The sequence below is a fragment of the Polaribacter gochangensis genome (genome assembly GCF_046224025.1).
Lineage (GTDB): Bacteria > Bacteroidota > Bacteroidia > Flavobacteriales > Flavobacteriaceae > Polaribacter > Polaribacter gochangensis.
Window position 1 is genome coordinate 917,634 of the sequence record NZ_JBJXRF010000001.1, and the last position, 20,893, is coordinate 938,526.

Annotated in this window: 22 protein-coding genes; 4 read left to right on the forward strand and 18 right to left on the reverse strand. The window is 29.6% G+C overall.

The window, feature by feature from the left end:
• Positions 1–106 precede the first annotated feature (106 nt).
• Together ACEWL1_RS04245 and ACEWL1_RS04250 are read left to right on the forward strand one after the other, a co-directional pair.
• Positions 107–1,114: a S66 peptidase family protein gene (locus ACEWL1_RS04245; protein WP_409232037.1), complete on the forward strand. Its 1,008-nt coding sequence runs from the start codon at positions 107–109 to the stop codon at positions 1,112–1,114.
• 3 nt (positions 1,115–1,117) lie between these two features.
• Positions 1,118–1,477 (forward strand): YraN family protein, encoded by a 360-nt coding sequence (locus ACEWL1_RS04250; RefSeq protein WP_409232038.1) that lies wholly within the window; start codon positions 1,118–1,120, stop codon positions 1,475–1,477.
• 4 nt (positions 1,478–1,481) lie between these two features.
• Here ACEWL1_RS04250 and ACEWL1_RS04255 read toward each other — a convergent pair whose 3' ends face one another.
• Entirely contained in the window at positions 1,482–2,813 is a 1,332-nt protein-coding gene (locus tag ACEWL1_RS04255; RefSeq protein WP_409232039.1) for a thioredoxin-like domain-containing protein, read from the reverse strand.
• A 93-nt stretch (positions 2,814–2,906) separates the two neighbouring features.
• Between ACEWL1_RS04255 and ACEWL1_RS04260 the strand changes: the two genes are divergently transcribed.
• Entirely contained in the window at positions 2,907–3,701 is a 795-nt protein-coding gene (locus tag ACEWL1_RS04260; RefSeq protein WP_409232040.1) for an SDR family oxidoreductase, read from the forward strand.
• Here the strand turns inward: ACEWL1_RS04260 and ACEWL1_RS04265 are convergent.
• Positions 3,694–4,050 carry a hypothetical protein gene (locus tag ACEWL1_RS04265; RefSeq protein ID WP_409232041.1) on the reverse strand — a complete coding sequence of 119 codons (357 nt, stop codon included), beginning with the start codon at positions 4,048–4,050 and terminating at the stop codon, positions 3,694–3,696. The two genes, ACEWL1_RS04260 and ACEWL1_RS04265, sit on opposite strands and share 8 nt — an antisense overlap.
• Before the next feature lie 91 nt (positions 4,051–4,141).
• Between ACEWL1_RS04265 and ACEWL1_RS04270 the strand changes: the two genes are divergently transcribed.
• Positions 4,142–4,672 (forward strand): CvpA family protein, encoded by a 531-nt coding sequence (locus ACEWL1_RS04270; protein ID WP_409232042.1) that lies wholly within the window; start codon positions 4,142–4,144, stop codon positions 4,670–4,672.
• A gap of 49 nt (positions 4,673–4,721) precedes the next feature.
• Here ACEWL1_RS04270 and ACEWL1_RS04275 read toward each other — a convergent pair whose 3' ends face one another.
• From ACEWL1_RS04275 to ACEWL1_RS04350, 16 genes are all read right to left on the reverse strand, one after another.
• Positions 4,722–5,357, reverse strand: a complete 636-nt coding sequence (locus ACEWL1_RS04275) for a carbonic anhydrase family protein (RefSeq protein ID WP_409232043.1) — start codon at positions 5,355–5,357, stop codon at positions 4,722–4,724.
• Positions 5,358–5,360: 3 nt separating this feature from the next.
• Positions 5,361–7,214, reverse strand: coding sequence for a SulP family inorganic anion transporter (locus ACEWL1_RS04280; RefSeq protein WP_409232044.1), 1,854 nt, complete (start codon positions 7,212–7,214; stop codon positions 5,361–5,363).
• A gap of 103 nt (positions 7,215–7,317) precedes the next feature.
• Entirely contained in the window at positions 7,318–7,611 is a 294-nt protein-coding gene (locus ACEWL1_RS04285; protein ID WP_409232045.1) for a hypothetical protein, read from the reverse strand.
• 62 nt (positions 7,612–7,673) lie between these two features.
• Positions 7,674–8,435 carry a tetratricopeptide repeat protein gene (locus tag ACEWL1_RS04290; RefSeq protein ID WP_409232046.1) on the reverse strand — a complete coding sequence of 254 codons (762 nt, stop codon included), beginning with the start codon at positions 8,433–8,435 and terminating at the stop codon, positions 7,674–7,676.
• 4 nt (positions 8,436–8,439) lie between these two features.
• The gene (locus ACEWL1_RS04295) at positions 8,440–10,164 is read right to left on the reverse strand and encodes a BatD family protein (RefSeq protein WP_409232047.1); all 1,725 of its coding nucleotides are present in this window, start codon (positions 10,162–10,164) and stop codon (positions 8,440–8,442) included.
• A gap of 81 nt (positions 10,165–10,245) precedes the next feature.
• Positions 10,246–11,085 carry a tetratricopeptide repeat protein gene (locus ACEWL1_RS04300; RefSeq protein ID WP_409232048.1) on the reverse strand — a complete coding sequence of 280 codons (840 nt, stop codon included), beginning with the start codon at positions 11,083–11,085 and terminating at the stop codon, positions 10,246–10,248.
• A 10-nt stretch (positions 11,086–11,095) separates the two neighbouring features.
• The gene (locus tag ACEWL1_RS04305) at positions 11,096–12,127 is read right to left on the reverse strand and encodes a VWA domain-containing protein (RefSeq protein ID WP_409232049.1); all 1,032 of its coding nucleotides are present in this window, start codon (positions 12,125–12,127) and stop codon (positions 11,096–11,098) included.
• Positions 12,128–12,232: 105 nt separating this feature from the next.
• Complete coding sequence (locus ACEWL1_RS04310) at positions 12,233–13,240, reverse strand: vWA domain-containing protein (protein WP_409232050.1); 1,008 nt, start codon at positions 13,238–13,240, stop codon at positions 12,233–12,235.
• Positions 13,227–14,162: a hypothetical protein gene (locus ACEWL1_RS04315; RefSeq protein ID WP_409232262.1), complete on the reverse strand. Its 936-nt coding sequence runs from the start codon at positions 14,160–14,162 to the stop codon at positions 13,227–13,229. Before ACEWL1_RS04315 ends, ACEWL1_RS04310 begins: the two co-directional genes overlap by 14 nt.
• Positions 14,163–14,239: 77 nt before the next feature.
• Entirely contained in the window at positions 14,240–15,106 is an 867-nt protein-coding gene (locus ACEWL1_RS04320; protein ID WP_409232051.1) for a DUF58 domain-containing protein, read from the reverse strand.
• Positions 15,107–15,210: 104 nt separating this feature from the next.
• Positions 15,211–16,200: an AAA family ATPase gene (locus tag ACEWL1_RS04325; RefSeq protein ID WP_409232263.1), complete on the reverse strand. Its 990-nt coding sequence runs from the start codon at positions 16,198–16,200 to the stop codon at positions 15,211–15,213.
• Between the two features lie 215 nt (positions 16,201–16,415).
• A complete protein-coding gene (locus tag ACEWL1_RS04330; RefSeq protein WP_409232052.1) occupies positions 16,416–19,097 on the reverse strand; it encodes a carboxypeptidase-like regulatory domain-containing protein in 2,682 nt (893 codons plus the stop codon).
• A 15-nt stretch (positions 19,098–19,112) separates the two neighbouring features.
• On the reverse strand, positions 19,113–19,892 hold the full coding sequence (locus tag ACEWL1_RS04335; protein WP_409232053.1) for a GLPGLI family protein: 780 nt from the start codon (positions 19,890–19,892) through the stop codon (positions 19,113–19,115).
• A 57-nt stretch (positions 19,893–19,949) separates the two neighbouring features.
• Complete coding sequence (locus tag ACEWL1_RS04340; protein WP_409232054.1) at positions 19,950–20,207, reverse strand: YajG family lipoprotein; 258 nt, start codon at positions 20,205–20,207, stop codon at positions 19,950–19,952.
• Between the two features lie 10 nt (positions 20,208–20,217).
• On the reverse strand, positions 20,218–20,478 hold the full coding sequence (locus tag ACEWL1_RS04345) for a hypothetical protein (protein WP_409232055.1): 261 nt from the start codon (positions 20,476–20,478) through the stop codon (positions 20,218–20,220).
• Between the two features lie 210 nt (positions 20,479–20,688).
• Positions 20,689–20,862 carry a hypothetical protein gene (locus ACEWL1_RS04350; protein ID WP_409232056.1) on the reverse strand — a complete coding sequence of 58 codons (174 nt, stop codon included), beginning with the start codon at positions 20,860–20,862 and terminating at the stop codon, positions 20,689–20,691.
• Between the last annotated feature and the right edge of the window lie 31 nt (positions 20,863–20,893).

A 20,893-nucleotide genomic window follows, 5' to 3' on the forward strand; every position in this document is an offset into this window, starting at 1 on the left:
AACCTGTTTTGGACAGATTTTCGAAATGCAAAAGTACGGAAAAGCAACGAAAACTCATTTTTTTAAGCCATCAAAAATAGATACATTTACAAAAATCATTTTTTTTATGAAAGCAACAAAACTGTTATTGATTGTATTATTCTCGTTAGTTATTACGAACAATCAAACACAAGCACAAGAAAATACAAACACTAATTTAATTACACCTCCGTATTTACAAAAAGGTGATACCATTGCAATTGTTGCTCCGGCTGGAATTTTAACAGACCGAAAAGACGTTATCGACAAAGCAAAAGAATTGGCAGAAAGTTGGGGCTTACATGTTGTGTACGGAACACATTTGTTTGATACCGCAGGTCATTTTTCTGCAACTGATGAAAATAGAGCAGAAGACTTTCAAACAGCAATGGACAATCCAAATATAAAAGCAATTTGGGCTGGTAGAGGAGGTTACGGAACAGTTCGAATTTTAGACAGATTAGATTATACAAAGTTTATAGAAAGTCCAAAGTGGGTAATCGGTTATTCTGATATTACTGCTTTGCATTCTCATTTAAATGTTTTGGGTTACGAAACGATTCATGCAATGATGGGAACAAGTTTAGGCGATGATGCAGAAAAGATTGTAGAAACGCTAAAGTCGTTTAAAAAATCAATTTTTGGAGAGCAATTAAGCTACAGTTTGGTTTCTGTTAAAGAGAATGTAGAAGGAATTGGAAAAGGAGAATTGATTGGCGGAAATCTTTCATTATTAGCGTCGATGTTAGGATCAGAAAGCGAAATGAATGCTGATGGTAAAATTTTATTTATAGAAGAAGTTGGCGAGTATAAATACAGTATGGATAGAATGTTACAAAGTTTAAAACGTGCTGGTTTTTTTGACAATTGCAAAGGAATTATTGTTGGAGATATTTCTAAGATAAAAACAAACTCTTTAAAATGGGGAAGTTCTATGGAACAATTAATTTTAGATGTTGTTGCTGATTATGATTTTCCTGTATTGTTTCATTTTCCTGCTGGACACGAACCAGATAATAGAGCGTTAATTTTTGGAAGAACTGTAGAAATGAATGTTACCAAAGAAGGAATTTCTACTGTTGTTTTTGATGAATAAAAAATGGCAGAGCATAATATACTTGGTAAAAAAGGAGAACAATTAGCGGTTGATTATTTAGTGCAACACAACTACAAAATTATTGCTCGTAATTATCGATTTTTAAAAGCTGAAGTAGATATTATTGTTCAAAAAGAAGACATTTTAGCTGCAGTAGAAGTAAAGACACGCTCTACTTCTGATTTTGGAAATCCACAAGATTTTATCAACCCTAAAAAAATAAAATTACTAGTTTCAGCGATGGATAATTTTGTGGTAGAAAACGATTTAGATGTAGAAGTTCGCTTTGATATTATTGCAATTGTAAAACAAAAAAACGCCTTTCAAATAGAGCATTTAAAAGACGCTTTTTTACATTTTTAAAACCTTATTCTATATACTTAATAATTTGTTTAAGTTCTTCTAGAGTTTCTGGTTTTGCAATAATTTTCTTGTTTTTATCTAACACTATATAAGTTGGTGTAGCATAGATTTGATACTTTCTTGCAATTGTATTTTCCCACTTTTTTAAGCCTAAAACATGATGCCAATTCGTATATTTTTGGGTGTGTTTTTTCCAATCGCTATCGTTGATTTCCATTCCAAAAGCAATTACTTTTGAGTTTTTAACATCTTTTGTAAATTCATATAATTGCGGAACTTCTCTTAAACAATGCCCACAACCAGTACTCCAAAAAACCAACACATAATTGTTTGCTTCGTTAATGGTAGATAGTTTATAGTTTTTACCATTTGTATTCCAAGTAATTTCTGGTGCAATTCTTCCAATTCCTACAGCTGTTCTTTCTAAATAATTAACTGTAAATTCAGTGCTTTGAAGACTTTTGGGGAGTTTTTTATAGTAAGAATCTAATACATAATCTGCAAATTCAATATTATTTGCATTTACAAATTGTGTTATTAAAAACTCAATAATATCTTTTTTAAATGTTTGATTCTTTGTTCTTGATAAAACTTTTTTTACCGCGGTATCATGTAATGTTCTTTGCTTTGTTGGGTCGTCAGAATAGTTCATATAAAAAACATAATCTGTAATTCTATCAACTAAAAAAGTAGAATTATAAAGTGCTTGATTGCCAAAATCAATTGTGTCAAAAAAGTGATCATTAATTGATTTTAAATACATTTGAGGATCTTTTGCTATAACCGGATTATTATATCTGTTGGTAGCTTTGATAAAATGATACACCATTTTACCTTTAGATTTTGCCAAATATTGCTTTTGTAAAGCTGCTATTTTTGCCAATTGAGTTTTATATAAACTAGCTGTTTTTTCTTGCGGATTTTTTAAATATGCTATTTGTAAAGAATCGGTTTTATATTGTTGTGTAGAAACAGTATTGATGTATTCTTGATATAATTTATTCTCGGTAGATTTAGAAAAACGAATGGTTTCTTCTGCCTTTTCTGGATCAAAAGTAAAAGCAACATCTTCTTTATTAAATAAGAAATCTGCAAAGCCGCTTCCTTCAGTTTTGTAATTTACTCTATATGCTCCAGTTTTTGCATTTGCTGGTAATTTAAAAGAAAATTTTCCTTTTGCAACTTTTTCACTTTTTATAAATACTTGTCTTGCGCCCTCAATTTTATATAAAATAACCCAAGTATATTCTCCAGACGGATTCATTTCTCCACTAATTTTAAATTGAGCATGTAAACTAAATGAAACGAGAGCGAGTAGTAAAAATATTTTTTTCATTAAATGTGATTTAATTTCTTGAGAAATTTCAAGAAACGTTCCAAAATTACTATTTATAACTTAAAATAATTACATTGCTTTAAAATTATTAACATGAATTTCACAAATAAAGTTGTTTGGATTACAGGAGCATCATCTGGAATCGGGAAAGCATTAGCAATACAGCTCTCTAAATTAGATGCAAAACTCATTTTATCAGCAAGAAACAAAGAAAAACTATTGGCTGTAAAACAAGAATGTGAAAACTCAGAAACAGTTAAAATTTTACCGTTAGATTTAGAGAAATATGCGAGTATAGAAACAAAAGTTTCTGAAGCAATAAACTGGTTTGGAAGAATAGATATTTTGGTTAATAATGGCGGAATTAGTCAGCGATCATTAGCAAGCGAAACTTCAATTGCAGTTGATAAACGAATTATGGACATCAATTATTTAGGAACTGTTGCGTTAACAAAAGCAGTATTGCCTCATTTTATTGAAAATAAAAACGGACAATTTGTTGTAACGACAAGTATTGTTGGTAAAATAGGAACCCCTTTACGTTCAAGTTATGCAGCTTCTAAACATGCGTTGCATGGGTTTTTTGATAGTTTACGAGCCGAAAACCACAAAAATAATATTACTGTTACGTTAGTTTGTCCGGGTTTTGTAAACACCAATGTTTCTATAAATGCTTTAACTGGCGATGGATCTGCACAAAATAAAATGGATGTAGCAACACAAAACGGAATAGCACCAAATCGATTTGCAAAAAAGATGGCAAAAGCAATATATACCAAAAAAGAAGAAGTTTATATTGCCGGATTTAAAGAAAAACTAGCAGTTTATGTAAAACGCTTTTTTCCAAAATTATTATCGGTTATGATTCGAAAACTAGCTGTTACTTAATAAAATCTAAGGCTTCAAAATAAGAAACGATGGCTTCTTTCATCAGTACAGATTGTTCTCCAGGTTTTAAATTTGGTAATTCTGTTTTTGCCTTGTAATGTGGCCAGCCATCATCATCATAAAATTCAAACTCGTAATATCCATAAGGTTCTAGCAACTTGCAAATAGCAATATGCATTAAGTTAACCTTTTCGTCTTTCTTAAATTTTCTTTGCCCCTGTCCTAATTCTTGAACTCCAATTAAATAAATAATGGCATCAATATTTAATGTATCTCCATCTGCAAATTGCGTTGATAAATTATCAACTAATAAGTTCCATTTTTCTTTTAAAGAGGTAATTTCTTTCATAAAATTATAGGTAAAGAACAAAGATACACACTATCTATAATATTTTGGTTCTTTTTTAGTAAGTTAGCGCAGATAAAAAATATAAAGCTGCATGAATGTTTTTGATATTGTAATTGCCGTATTCTTAGTATTTGGATTTGCAAGAGGATTAATGAAAGGGTTTTTTGTTGAAGTTGCGTCCTTGGTAGCTTTGGTAGGTGGTGTCTGGGGGTCTATTCATTTCTCTTATTTTATAGGAGATTTCTTAAAAGAAAGTGTTTCATGGTCAAATAAACAAATTTCTTTAGCTGCGTTTGCTATTACTTTTATTTTGATTGTAATCGCTGTGAGTTTATTAGGGAAATTTTTGACAAAGTTAGCAGATTTAGCAGCTTTAGGGATTGTCAATAAAATTTTTGGCGGCATTTTTGGTTTGGTAAAAATAGGGTTACTATTAAGTATTGTTTTTATTTTTTTTGATAATGTAAACGCTACCATTAGGTTAGTTGATAAAAAAACTGTCGAAGAATCTATTTTGTACAAACCAGTAAAAAGTATTGCGCCGACTATTTTTCCAACAATTGTAACAGAAGTTGGCGTTGAAGAAGATGCTATTGATAATATAATTAAAGAAGTAAAATAAAAAAGGCTTGCAATTGCAAACCTTTTTTATTTTTATATAATAATTGTGTTTATAACATGGTAACCTTTCCGCTACTAATGTGATAAACTCCACCAACAATTTTAATCTCTCCGTTTTCTTCCATTTCATTTAGAATTGGACTTTTTTCTCTAATTCTTTGAATAGTTAAGCTAACGTTATTTTCAATTGTTTTATTTACAAACTCATTGTTGGAAGAATTATATTTCCCTTTAATTTGTGTTTCAGATAATTTTACAGCTGGTTTTATATTTTCTAGTAATGATGTAATATTACCAAGTTCAACATGGTCGCAGGCAGCTTTAACTGCACCACAACTTTCATGTCCTAAAACAAAAACCAATTTACTTCCTGCTACTTTACAAGAGTATTCCATACTTCCTAAAATATCAGTGTTTTCAAAATTACCTGCAACTCTAGCTACAAAAACATCTCCAATTGTTTGGTCAAAGATTAGCTCTACAGGAACTCTCGAATCTATACAGGAAAGCACAATTGCTTTTGGGTGTTGGCCATCAGTAGTTTGAGAAATTAACGCCTTGTGGTCAATTGTATGAACTTCATCTCTAATAAAACGAGCATTTCCTTCTATAAAATCTTGTAACACCTTCATTGGTGTTAATTGATCTTGTTGTTCTTTTGTAATTGCTTTATTTCTATGTGGCATAATTTATTTTTTTAATTGTTGTTCTTTAATCCAGTTTGTACAGTCTGAAAAAGACTTAAAAATGTGTTCTTTTGTTATTAATTCAGGAATAATCCCAATTCTTTCCATCATGTATTTTGGCTGCTGCAGCAAGTTTACAAATAAAACTTGAATATCTTTATTACTTAACTCCTGAAGCACATCTTCCATGGCATACAATCCAGATTGATCCATATACTGCATTCTTCCCAAACGAATTACAACTGTTGTTGCATTATTTGGAATTTGTTGTGCTAAGCTATGAAAATCACTTGTTGTTCCAAAAAATAACGGACCTTTTATATGTTTGATAAAAACAGACTGTTTTAATTCTTCAGGAAAGTCAGTTTCATCTGCCCAGTTTTTTTCTTTTTTCAATGATTTTACATCAGAGCGTTCTGCAGCCAAATCTCCAATTTTTTTCATAAACATTAGCGAGGCAATTATCAATCCAATTCCTACTGCATATACCAAGTTCCAAAATGTAGACAATAATAATACAACTAGCATTATTAGTACTTCCGAACTTAATTTAAAAGGTCCAATCTTCATATCTCTTGGCAAACTAGGAATCGCTTTTAATCCTTTGTAGTCCATTACTCCAATACCAACAGTTATTAAGATTCCTGCTAAAACTGCTGCCGGAATTTTAGAAGCGATTGGCCCTAAGCCTAATAAAATAATTAACAACATAACACCAGCAACCATACCTGATAATTTTGTTTTTCCACCAGAATTAATGTTTACCACTGTTCTTATTGTTGCACCTGCTCCAGGTAAACCTCCAAAAATAGCTCCAATACTATTACCAATTCCCTGTCCAATTAATTCTTTATTTGGCTTGTGTTTGGTTTTTGTCATATTGTCTGCAACGACACTTGTTAAAAGTGAATCAATTGCTCCCAATAGCGCTAATGTTAAAGCAGTAAAGAGATAAGGCGTAATACTTCCAATACTAAATCCAGTAAAGATTGATAAATTCGGAATTGGAAAACCACCAGGAATTGTTTCTATTGCTCGATAATCTAATCCAAAACCAACTGCAATTCCAGACATTACGAGCAACGCTACTAAAGTGCTTGGTACTTTGGTCGTTATTCGTTTAAAACCATAGATTATTATTATAGTTCCTAAAGCCAGAAGTACTTCGAGTAAATTACTATTTTTTAAAGCATTTGGTAGCACTTTGATTGCTCCTAAAACTCCAGAAGCTTCCTTCGAAGCTAGGGTTTGAGATTCTTTAAGAATATCACTTTGAGTAATTTGTCCAGCGCGTTTAATAGTTTCTTTAAAATCTTCTAAAACTAAAATACCTTCTCCTGCTTCTTTTTTTAAGATGTTTTCTAAAATGATTTCTTCTGCCTGTGGTTTAAATTGATTTACAAAATTTACATCCTCTTTAGGATAATATCCTAAAGAAGGTAAAATTTGAGTTATTAATATAATTACTCCAATGGCTGTCATAAACCCAGAAACTACAGGGTATGGAATGTATCGAATGTATTTTCCAATTCCTAATACACCTAAACCAATTTGCATTAACCCGGCTAATAAAAAGACAGTTAAAATTGCAGGTAAAGCTTTAGAAAGATCACCATCATTTGCTGCAATAATTCCAGCTATAACAACCATACTTACAGCTGTCATTGGTGCTGTTGGTCCAGAAATTTGTGTGTTTGTTCCGCCAAAGAAAGCAGCAAAAAAAGATAAAAAGATAGCTCCGTATAACCCTGCGCTTGGACCAAGCCCAGAACTAACTCCAAATGCTAACGCTAAGGGTAATGCAACAATTCCAGCAGTAATACCACCAAAAAGGTCACCTCTAATATTTTTGAACATATTATATGTATTTTAACCTCTTATAATTGTTTGAGGTTATTGATAAAAAAATTATAATTGAATTTTATTCTCTTGAAAAATAGAGAATAAGTTTAATTTGAAATTAAACAATTTCTGGAGGTGGAAAAACCATGTTTAAATACGGTTTCGTGTAGTTTTTGTTAATGTGCGATAAAGCACTAACTCTTTTAATTGAAGAAAAAAGAAATTCATTGATTTTTATCGGAGATAAAACTACTTTTTCTTTTTCTCCTTTTTGAGTTCCAGGTTCTTCTTCAGAATTTGAGTAAATAAATGAAATATCAACAGAGCTATCAATAACAGATATTATGGTTGGAGCGATAATAAATGTTAGAAATACGATTGAAAAAAAAACAGCTATTTTGTTTTTGTTCATTTTTATTGTTGATAATTTTATAGTTCTTGCAAAGATATGTTTTTAAAAAAAAATGAGTGTTATTAATCTGTTAACATTTTAATATCATCGGCAGAAATCCATCCAATTTTTCCATCTACTAATTGTATCTTCTTCCAATTGTCTACAGCATCTAAAACACTAATTTTTGTGCCTTCATGTAATTCAAAAACAACATCAGAATTTAATGTAGGAGCATTATTAACAGGTGTTTTAGCTGAAAACACAATTGCGTATTTAGTATTGATTGCTTTTTGATATTGATGATAGGTTGTAAACAGCGAAATAATCAGTAAGAAAAAAGATAAAATACTGGTTAAAAAGTAAATTCTTTTTTTATTAGAAATGGTAGAAAAGTAAAAAAGCAAAAATAATACAGCAGCTAAAAACGAAAACACAATTGTTAATATTGCCCACTGATTGTAAGATAATTTTTGTAAATAATTAATCTCTAATCGTTGTAAAAATGTTTTAGGAAGTTCTTCAATATTGTCAATTGTCATTCTTTTTGCAAACTCTAAATTGTTTGCAGCATCTTTATTCAAAGGATCCAATAACAATGCTTTTTCGTAATTGTAAATTGTACTGGCAACCTTATTTAATTTGTAATAAGAATTCCCTAAATTATAATACAAAGTAGAAGAAATCGAATCTTTTGCTTCTATTTCTTTGTAGATTTTTATTGCTTCTTCAAACTTGCCCTCTTTGTATAAAAGGTTTGCATTATCAAACAATATTTTTGTATTTGTTTGCGCAACAAAAATTGTTGAAGACAGTATGCATAAAAAGAAAAATAGTTTTTTCATCTGTTTATAATTGTTTGTCTAATGCGGTTATTACTTTTATCGATTTTTCAAAATCATCATTCATCATTACAACAGTAATTGGAGTGTAACGAGCAATATCACAATTATTTAATACATCAATAAATCCATTAATTGTAGCATCATCAATATGCTTAGAATTTAGAATTTCGATAATATTATCTCTGCTTATATCAGAAGTTTCTATTTGTAGTTTTGCTTTTAAATAATTGTGCAACGCTTTTTCTAAAGCGACATAAAACTTTTCTTTATTCCCTAATTGTTTTTTTGCAACCGATAAATATTTTCTTGCCAGTCTATCTGCTTTTCGCTGTTTTACTCCAACAAGATCACTATTTCTTTTTGATAAAAGGGTGTAAACCATAATTCCAATTGGAATTGCAATTAATGGCAGTAAAAGCAACAAATAAAACCAAGTTGATTTAAAGAAATCTTCTTTTTGTGACGGTTCAAAATTACTTTTAGTTTGAATATATCTAAAATTTGCTCCAGTTACGGCAACATCTTTTTTAGCAATAGTAGTTGTTGTGGTAACAATTTCTTTTCCTTCTAAAACATTTACAAACAAATCTTCTGTTGTAAGGGTCTTGTATTTTTTTTCTGACGGATTAAAATATGAAAACGATACTTTCGGGATTTTATACTTTCCTTTAAATTGCGGTACAACGGTGTATAAATTGTACACAGAACCTTGAATTCCGCTTAACGTGGTTTTAATAGCTTCTTTGTGTTCTGGTGTATAAATTTCTAACTCTTTTGGAGTTTCAATTTCTGGAAGTTCAAATAATTTTAAATTTCCTTTTCCGGTTACAGCAACTTTTATTTGTGAAGATTCATTTGCTTTTAAATCATTTTTACTAGAAGTAACTGCAAAGTCAAATTCACCGACAGCACCATTAAAGTTTTCAGGTTTATTTTCTAACGGCAATTGTTTTACGTTAATTTCTCTTTTTGCTGATGAAAATACTTTGGTAATATTTCTAGTAATCGGATTTCCAAAGAAATCTCCTCTTCCAGTTGGCACACCAATTAAGATGTCCATTTTCATAGGTTCAATCAATAATTTGCCAGATTTAGTAGGAATCAATAATGCTTTTTTTAGCACTACATATCGGTAGTTTTCTCCGTTATAAATTCCGCTTTTAATCTGTAAATTATTAATTGTTATATCTTGATTCCAAAAGCCAATATATTGTGGAGTATCGGTTACAGAAAAATCTTTAACACTAATATTTTCGCTTACATATAATTTATATTCTACATAAATTCCTTCGCCAACATAAGGTTGCGTTTTAGAAACTTCTGCAACTAAATGCACGTTTTGTTGCGCAATATAATTTGGGTCGTTTGGATTTGGAGGAACATCTACTGCTTTTAGGATATTCATTTTCACTGAATTTGACGTCAGTGTTTTTCCGTTTAATTGAATTGTTGCTCCAGAAATTGAAAACGTTCCAACAGCTTTTGGTTCAATAACATAGGTGTATGATTGCGAAAAACTTACATCCCCGTTTATCCAAGATTGATTTACAGATTGACTTGGACCTGCAACAACTTTAAAATCTTTAAAACTTGGCGGCGAAAAATTATCAGCTCCTTGTTTGTTAATAGAAAATACAATTCTAAAGCGTTCATTAACGCCTAATTTACTTTTGCTCACAGTAGTTTTAAAGGCTGCTTGAGCAAAAATAGATTGAGCTATACAACTCAAAAATAGAAATATGTAAATATGTTTATTCTTCATTTTTTGATCGTCAAAAATAATATCTTTTAGAAAAAATTAAAACAGAAATTACCAATCTTTTTCTTGCTTAACTTTAGTTCCTTTAGATTTTTTAACATTCATTTTCTTTTGGGTTTTCTTTTCCTCGTTGTTTAAACTTTCTAACAATTGTTTAATCTGTTGAGGCGTCATATTTCCTTTTTTTGGCTTAGGATTTTGCGGATTATTTTTTTGATCGTTTGGATTTTTCTTTTCTTTTTGATCCTTGTCTTTATCTCCGTCTTTTTTATCGTTCTTTTTGTCGTCCTTCTTATCGTCTTTCTTTTGATCTCCTTTATCGTCGTTTTTATCTTTGTCGCCTTTTTTATCTTTATTGTCTTTTTTGTCTTTGTTATCCTTTTTCTTATCGTCCTTCTTGTCGTCTTTTTTATCTTTATTTTTCTCGTTTTCTTTTTTCAACAATTCTTTAGCAACGGCTAAATTATAACGAGTTTCGTCATCATTCGGGTTGTTTCTCAATGCATTTTTATAAGCATCTACCGCTTGTTGATATTGTTTTTGCTCCATTGCAGCATTTCCAAGATTATGAAAAGACTCAGCTTTTGTATATTTATCTTCAGCACTTTTTGCAGAAACTTCGTATTGCGGAACCGCTTCTTTAAAGTTTTTTTGTTGATACAAAGCGTTCCCTAAATTATAACTTGCCTTTTTATAAGTCGAGTTTTTTTCTAATGCTTTTTTAAACAACACACTTGCATCTGTATATTTTTCTTGCTGATATAATTCGTTTCCTTCTCTTAACAAACTTCTTGCTTCTCTTTGTAATGAGATAGAATCTTTAACTTCTTGAGCGGTTAAAAGTGATGTAAAAAACATCAGAAATAGTAAAAATGAATAATGTACTTTCATAATTTTGTGTTTAATGCTCGTTAAATAAATCGATTTTTTTAACCCATTTTGTTTTCTTGTCTAAAAAGAAAACATCAATGAATATAAAGAAAATTCCGAGTCCGATAAACCATTGAAATTGGTCTTTATAATCAGAAAATTGTTTGGTTTCAAATTCGTTTTTTTGTGCATTTGCAATTAGTTCTTCAATAAAATCAACTGGTTTTTCGGTTTTGTTTCCATCCATATATCTTCCGCTAGCTGCATTTGCAATTGCTTCTAACATTTCTGGCATTCTTTTAGTAATTACGGTTTCTCCTTTGTATTTTTTATAACCAATTAAAGAACCGCTAACTTTCATCGGAATTGGCCCACCTTTTTCTGTTCCAACACCAATAGTATATACTTTTATGCCTTCTTTAGACATGTTTTGGGCAACCTGCTTTGTGTCTTCTTGATGATCTTCTCCGTCAGAAATAATAATTAAAAAACGATTGGTTTGTTCATCATTATTATAATAGGTTTTCGCCAAATTCAATGCTTCGTTGATGGCTGTTCCTTGACTAGAAACCATATCTGGATTTGCATTTTGTAAAAACATTTTTGCAGCCGCATGATCTGTTGTTATTGGCAAAAGCGGATACGAATTTCCTGCATAAATAATAATACCAACTCTATCGCTTCCTAATTTATCAATAATTTTAGAAATAATTTGTTTTGCTTTCTCTAATCTGTTTGGCGCAATATCTTCTGCCAACATACTTTTAGAAACATCCAACGCAAAAACAACATCGACACCTTCTCGTTTTACTGTTTTTAATTTGGTTCCCATTTTAGGATTTACCAAAGAAATAATTAAAAAACTTAACCCAATTACTAAAAACACCAATTTTAAAACAGATTTAAAAGTAGATGTATTTGGAGCTAATTTTTCTAATAAAACAGAATCTGTAAATTTTTTCTGAGTTCTTTTTTTCCACCACAAAGCCAATAGAAATATTACAATTATTGCCGGAATAATTGCTAAATAATAAAAATATATTGGTTCTTCTATTTGATACATTTTTTGTAATTCAAAGATTTAATGATTGAATGATTTAAAAAAATAATTGTATTTCAATTTGTGTTTTAAATCATTCAATGTTTTAATTTTTCAATTTTAACACGATTATATAAAACTTTTAAATAGTGTGTTTTTTAATAAAAATTCTAAAACGAATAACCCTAATGCTAGAAGCACTAAACTTCTGTATAATTCTTGATAATTATAGTATTTAAATTCTTCTATTTTTGTTTTTTCTAACTTGTTAATCTCGTCGTAAATTGCTTTTAACTCTGTGTTGTCTGTTGCTCTAAAATATTTTCCTTCCGTTTCGTTTGCAATGTGTTTTAGCAGTTCTTCATCAATTTCTACTTGCTGTTTTCTGAACTGCAATTGACCAGTTCTTGGATCTTTAAAAGCAGGGAAATCTGCCATTCCGTTTGTTCCAATTCCAATGGTATATACTTTTATAGACAGTTCTTTTGCTAATTCTGTAGCTGTTTTTGGGTCGATAAATCCAGAATTATTTACTCCGTCTGTCAATAAAATTATGACTTTACTTTTTGCTTTACTTTCTTTCAATCTGTTTACGGCAGAACCTAATCCCATTCCAATTGCTGTTCCGCCTTCTAATTGTCCCCATTTAATTTCTGAAATGGTTCTTTTTACAATTCCTTTATCACTTGTAATTGGAGTTTGCGTAAAACTTTCTCCAGCGTATAAAACAATTCCGATTCTATCATTTGGTCTTTGATTCACAAAATCAGTAGCAACTACTTTTAAAGCCTCTAATCTGTTTGGTTTTAAATCTCTTGCCAGCATACTTGCAGAAACGTCAATTGCCATTACAATATCAATTCCTCTGTTTGTTTTTGTTTTTTTACTTACAGCAACATTTCTTGGTCTTGCCAATGCTAAAATTAAAAGACACAATGCACTTATTCTTACTATAAATAGCACTGGTTTTAATTTACTTATGATTGATTGCTCTGCTTTAAAACCTTTTACACTCGGAATTGTTAATGTTGCCGAACTTCTTTTACGAACCAAAACACGCCAAAGAATCACAAACGGAATTAGTGCAAACAACCAGAAAAACTCTGGACTATGAAACTCAAAATTACTCCAGTTCATCATCTTCAGTTTTAGTTTCAGGAATTTTTATTGCTTCTGGTTTTAATTCATTCACAACTTCTTCAGCTTCTTTTCTATGTGCTTCAATTTGTTCAGACATTGGTTTCGATTTTGCAAACTTTACCAAATCTGCTTCTCTTAACAAATCTCTTAATTTCTTAATGTTCTCTTTTGTGGTAGAAATTGATTTCGAATCATTAAAATCGGTTAAGATTTCTATCAACTCGTCTGTGGTAGATTCTAAGGCTGGCACTTTTAGTTCTCGCTCAATAAACCCTCTTACAATTTCTGTTAGTTCACTGTAATATTCTTTAACCTGATTGTTTTGCCACAATAATTTCTCATCCAATTCATGTAATTTCTGAATCGCTTCATCATATGGTGGTAAAGCAGGAATTATTTCTTCTTCAACAACTTCTTTTTTCTTTCTTAGAACGAAATATAAAATCAATCCAAGAATAATGAATGCAATTAAAACATACCATACATACGGTTTAAAATCATCAAACTGATACGGTTCTTTTTGAATCGATTTTATTGGAAACATTTTTTGTTTTGTGGTATCTATGGCAACTGTTGCAACATTTATCAACAAAGAATCAGTTAAAAATAATTTCTGACGGATAAATATTTGTTGTTGCGGAATGTAATAAGCGCCGCTATCAAAACTTGTTAAAATGTATTTTTTGATCAATTGATTTTTTAACGTATCAATTTTTTTATCTTCTATAATTTCTAAACCAGTTAGGTTTTCAAGTTTAGGAATGATCACATTTGCAGTGTCGTTCACCGTTATTTTAAACTCAAATTGCTCGCCAATTCTAATACTAGTCGTGTCAATTTCTGCTTTAACAACAGGGATGCTTTGTGCAAATGTTGCAACTGAAAATAATAATAATATGTAGAATAATTTTTGTTTCATTTTCGTTTTGTCTGGTCGAGCGGAGTCGAGACCTAAATAACCTCTCAATTCTGCTCGTGGAGACATTTTTTTATTGTTTATCCTTTGTGTTTGAAATAGCCTAATAATTTTTTCACATAATCTTCATCCACACGAGTTGTAATTGTTCCTGCGCCAGATTTGCTAAACGTTTTTGTATAATAATCGTGTAACCGCAACGCATTTGCTTTGTAATTTCTTCTAATATTTTTAGAACTTGTATTTATCAATTGTGTTTTTCCAGTTTCTGCATCTTGCATGGGTACCATTCCTAAATTCGGAATTTCAGCATCGTGCTTGTCAAAAATTTTGATACCTGTAACATCGTGTTTTCTTCCTGCAATTTTTAAAGTTTGTTCATAATTATCATCCATAAAATCAGACAACAGAAAAATAATTGCTTTCTTTTTTAGCACGTTTGATAAAAATTTCAACGCTTCATTGATGTTCGTTTTTTTACTTTTTGGTTTAAACTCAATCAATTCTCTGATAATTCTTAACACATGACTTTTTCCTTTTTTTGGCGGAATGTATAATTCTACTTGATCAGAAAATAAAATCAGCCCCACTTTGTCATTGTTTAGAATTGCAGAAAAAGCCAATGTTGCTGCAATTTCGGTTGCGGTGTCTCTTTTAAATTGTTGATTTGTTCCAAAGAATTCAGAACCAGAAATATCTACCATTAAAACCATGGTTAATTCTCGTTCTTCTTCAAAAACTTTCACATAAGGTTCGTTGTAACGCGCAGTAACATTCCAGTCGATAGCTCTAATATCATCGCCATATTGATATTGACGTACTTCAGAAAACGTCATACCACGACCTTTGAAAGTCGAATGATATTCGCCACCAAAAATATGATCAGACAACCGACGTGTCTTAATCTCTATTTTTCGTACTTTTTTAAGTATTTCTTTTGTATCCATTTTTCAATTCTCAGGGAACAATTATCAATAATCAGTCAACAATAACCAGTTAACAATCATCAATTCAAACTTTTGATAATTGTTAATTGAACAATGATAATTGTCTATGGTACTTCAACTTCATTAATGATGCTGTTTATAATATCTTCTGAAGTGATGTTTTCTGCTTCAGCTTCGTAAGTAATTCCGATTCTGTGACGCAAAACATCATGCACAACAGCTCTAACATCTTCTGGTATTACATAACCTCTACGTTTGATAAAAGCATAACATTTTGCTGCTTTTGCCAAGTTGATGCTTCCACGAGGAGAAGCTCCAAAGCTGATCAAAGCATTTAAGTTAGGTAAGTTATATTTATCTGGATAACGTGTTGCAAAAATGATATCTAGAATGTATTTTTCAATTTTTTCATCCATATAAACTTCATTAACAACCTCACGAGCTTTTAAAATTTGCGCTACAGAAACTACAGGATTTACAGTAATAAAATCGTTGTTTAAATTCTGACGCATAATGGTTTGCTCATCCGAAATTTTTGGATAATCAATTACCACTTTTAACATAAAACGGTCAACTTGTGCTTCTGGTAAAGGATACGTTCCTTCTTGTTCTACCGGATTTTGTGTTGCCATTACTAAAAAAGGTTCGTCTAACTTAAAGGTTTCATCACCAATTGTAATTTGACGCTCTTGCATGGCTTCTAACAAAGCAGATTGCACTTTTGCTGGCGCTCTGTTAATCTCATCCGCCAATACAAAGTTTGCGAAAATTGGTCCTTTTTTAATCATGAAATCGTTCTCTTTCATGTTGTAAATCATCGTTCCAACAACATCCGCAGGTAATAAATCTGGCGTAAACTGAACCCTGCTAAAAGAAGCTTGAACCGCTTTAGATAATGTGTTAATTGCTAATGTTTTTGCCAAACCCGGAACACCTTCAAGAAGAATATGTCCGTTTCCTAACAAGCCAATTAACAACCTTTCTACCATGTCTTTTTGACCGACAATAACCTTGTTCATTTCTAAGGTTAAAATGTCAATAAAGGCACTTTCTCTTTCAATCTTTTCATTGATTGCTCTTACATCTACATTCATTTGTTGCTCTATCATTTTAGTAATTTAAGTTTGATAAAAATTTATTGGAAACAAAGCTACAATAATAGCGATTTTTTTCTTGTTAAAAGAATGCTAAAGGTTTGGTTAAAGTATTGTGAAATATAGTTGTTCAAGATTGTTAAAAGATTCCATTTTAACAGTAAAGGAACCAAATAAAGTAGTGAGTTAATTGTATAAATTGATGTTCAATTTTTTTAGAACCTATATTCCACCTTTAAAAGCACAAATCGTTCTAACAATCTATATTCCGTTGTTGATGTTCCAATATCACTAATTGAAAAATTTCTAAAAGATGATGTATTAAATAAGTTTTTACCTGTCAGCCCTAATGTTAATTTATCTTTTTTAATTGTGTATCTCATATCAAAATCTAAAAAATAATAATTCTTTTCAGTATCTAAATCTCCAAAATAATAACGTTCAGATTGTAGTTGAATGTCAAAATTCTTATTAAAGACAAAAAACAAATCTAAAAAACTTTCATTGTTTGTATAAGAATTATTTATTGCACTAACTTCTATTTTATTCGTCGTCCATTTTGTGCCAATATGATAATTAAACATTCCTTTAAAGCCAGATCGAAATTCTAAACCATAATTGTAGTTTTTAGATTTTACTTCTCGCAAATTAGAATTATTTATTACATTTTTATAATTTGATTTTGAAAACCCTATATCTAGTTTTAAGTTAGAAGATATAAATTTAAAATAATAATCTAATTTTGAATTGATGCTGATAAATTCTCGATCTTTAATTACTATTCTTTCAGACTGTGTAAAATTTTGTTTGATCAAACTATTGTTTGAAAAGAAATCAAAATTTTTGCTATAAAAAACAAAAGTATTAGCAAAAAAACGGTCGCTCCAATTTCCTAGTTGATAATTTAAAAAGAATGAAGAAGCCTTTAATTGATTAAAATTCCCAGTTCCTTTAGAAAAGGAACGAAAACCAGTTAACACATAGTTGTTGTAAGTGTCTAATGTTTTTGCGTTTGTTGTTTTGTATGAATAAGAAGATGTAATTTTATTTTTACCATTTATCTTCCAATCAAGCCCAATACTTGGGTTTATAAAAAAAGGATGTTCTTTTTTTGAAAAACCATCAAATTTTAATTGATTAAAAATTTGATGAAAACCTAATTTTCCAGTTAGTGCAAAATCTTTTATTTTGTAACGATATTTTGTTTTTAGATATAGATTATTGGTTTGATAATTGGTGTTGTTTTGAAAACCATTTGGGGTTTCTAAAAGCGTAGTATTTTCAAATAAAGTAAAGCTTGTATTTAATTTATCTTTTCTAAAAATATTACCAAACTGTAATTCTAGCAAATCCCCGTTTTTCTTTCTGTCTAATAAATGCGCTTCAAAACCTGCTAACTGCATTTGGTTTTCACTCAGTTGTTTTACATTATTTGCATTTGCTGATGTTGGAAATAAATCTTGATAAAAGAATTGATTGATAGTGTAGTTTTGAGGTGTTTTCTCATCAATAAATCGACCAGTAAGTAAAAATACTTTTTTGTCTTTAAACTTGTTTGAATAGGTTATTTTTTGATCGAAAAGGCTATTGTTAGATTGTAAATTTTGAATAGTTGATGCTCCATTAAATACTAAATTAGATTGTCCATTTGTACTGCCATCGTTATATTTTGTAGTGCTTTCAAGTATTTTAGTTTTCGAGATAATATATGCAAAATCTAGTTTACTAAAACTAATATTTTTTTTATTTAGTAAATTAAAATTTTCTTTATTTGTAAAACTTATTCCATTGGCAGTAACGTTATCAACAGAATTTCTAAAAGAGCTATTTTCATCCCAATTAAAGAAACCGAGTGTTTTTATTTTTATTTTTTTTGTAGGATTAAAAATGGCGTTTAAAGAAAGTAATTCAGCATTATTAAAATTAGTTCTATTCTTTTTAAAATTTAAAGAACTTGTTGATAAACCAATAAGTTTACCTACTTGTTGATTATCGCCAATACTGGCGGGTTCGTTAAAACGAAAAGGTCTAATTAGGTTTTCAATATCGCCAGTAGCATCAACACCAATGTTATTTAAGTTTGTAAGAAAATAAAATTTATTTTTCTTTCCAAAGTTCATTAAATTACCAAGTAGCTCGTGCCTGTTTTTTAAACTTGAACCCATTTTAATATTGCCAAACCATATTCGTTTAGCTTTTTTATTTAGTTTAAGGTTTAAAGCAACTTTATTGCTTTCTTCAATTCCTTTTAACAAGCGATTATTGGAGTAATTTTTTAAAATTTCGACTGTTTCAATAGGATATGCAGGCATATTTTTAGAAAGTATTTTGTATCCTTTTTCAAACAAATCATCTCCGTCAATCATTAATTTTTCTATTTCTTGATTGCCAACCTTTATGGTTCCGTTAGAATCAATATTTAACCCAGGAATGGTTTTTAATAAGTCTTCTACGGTTTGTTCTGTGCCATTTGTAAAATGTTTTGTTTTAAAAGAAATAGTGTCTTTTTTTACTATAATTGGGTTTTCCGCATTAATAATTACCTCATCTAATTGATTTAACTTTTCTTTTAAAATTACATCTATTCTTAATTCCTTTATTGAATCGTTTAAGACAATAGGTATAATTTTTGAGATGTGACTTATTGTGGAAAAATTTAAATATAAGTTGCCTTTTTTGTTTATTTTTAAAAAATACTCTCCATTATCATTGGAAAAAGCGTAGTTTATTATTGACGTACTGTCTTTTTTAGCAAGTATATTAGCAAAAGAAATTGGATTATTTTGTGTATCTATAATTTTGCCTTTTACTATATATTGAGCTTGCAAAAACCCGCAAAATGAAAACCATAAAAGCACACCAATTATATATCTAAAATTATTCCATTCTTTTAACATTAAAACTTGATATATTTAGTTTTTTTCTTCAAAGACCTTCTCAATATTATAATCTTCGTTAGAATTTACTTTGATTTTAGCTCCTCTTGGTAGTGTTGATTGTAGTTTTTTAATAAAATCATTCACAGCCTCGTTTTTATATGTTATATAATCTTTAAAAAGAATTTTATCTCCGTTATTTGGCTTTACAATACTGTAATCTAATATATTATTAGATTCTTTTATGCTATTAAGTAGAAAATGAATGTTCCCATCTATTGATTTCATTTCAATAATTAAGCCAGGTAATCCATAAAACTTCCATGGACCATGAATTATTGGTATTTTTGTTGTAAACCACACTTCATATTCTCTACCTCTAAACTTTAATTTAGCTAAATTACAAACATATTTCCCAATTTTTTTAACCTCAACGCCATGGCCAAAACCCCAAACAAAATTTGGAGTCTTTTCTTCGACAATACATGGTCTTAGTTTTCCTTCTTTCGAATACACATCTCTAAAAATAATTTTTCTTTCATTTAAATTCTTATATACTTGCTTTCCAATTTTATCATTACCATCAATATTAATGTTAAAAGATTCTTCATCATCAAAATTGTTTTTATTAGAGAGTGAATCAATTTTATAAAAAACAGTTAATGATTCACTTCCTTTAATATATAATTTTGCTATAGAAACCTCATTTAAGCCTTTATTAATATAAGTGTAATTAGCAATAATAGTTGCCTTTTCTTGTGAGTAAATCAATTGAGTAATTAGTGTTAAAACTAAAATAATTGTTTTATTTATCATATCAAATTTATTCAATTATAAGAGTAGAACTTTATTTTAAAGTTCTACTCTTTATTTTTATTGTTTTAAAGATTCCTCTATAGCCTTTTTAACTCCACTTTTTAAAAAAGTACATTCAAACCATGAGGCATCAACAGTCACTTCTATATCTACCTCTATACCATCAAAGACACCTTTAATAGTTACCGTACAAGGTCTTGGTTCTTTGTTGCAAAATTCAATCTTATCCGAAATCTCAAGTAAATTTGAATTTGCGGCTGTTATTCCGCCTAAAAATATAAAGGCAAAGAATATTGTTAAAACTAATTTCTTCATATCTATTTTATTATGTTTTTTCTGTAAAACCCTTTAGTAAAGAACCTGCAGCTTTAGCACAGTTTTCTGCTTCAACTGTTACAACAACGTCAATTTTTTTACCATCAAACGTGCCTTTAATTTTAATTTCACATTCTTTGAATTCTTTATTAAAACTATATATAATTTCAAGATTTTCTTTTAAATCTACTTTTTTTTCATTAGCTGTTTTTACTGATGCAAAGGTATTTGCTGTAAAAATGATAGCTATTATTAATAGTACTTTTTTCATAATTAATATATTTTGTGAGTAAAAATTTACTCGTTATTTTATTTTTAAAATTTGAGTTTTTTATGAATAAACAAGTCTATAACTCTAAAAACTTGTAAGAAAATTTACTTCTAAAGGTTTTTCTCTTTTTATTGTTAAGTATAGCTAAGTCATAAATTGTTGGTTTTAAGTGAAACATTTACATAAGATGTTTTCCTTAAAAAGTTGACCTTAGAAGACTTTCTTTTTCATAGCAATCTCTATTAAGGTTTTTCTTTTTTGCATTGTAAAGTTTAAAATTGATTTTTTATTTTCCAAATATTTTAATTCCCTTTTTGGAATAATCATTTCTATTGCAATGAAATCCCACAAAGTGCTATTCCAAAATGGAATGTTTTTTTTCATTTTTTTTATTAAATTTGATAAAAAAGCTATT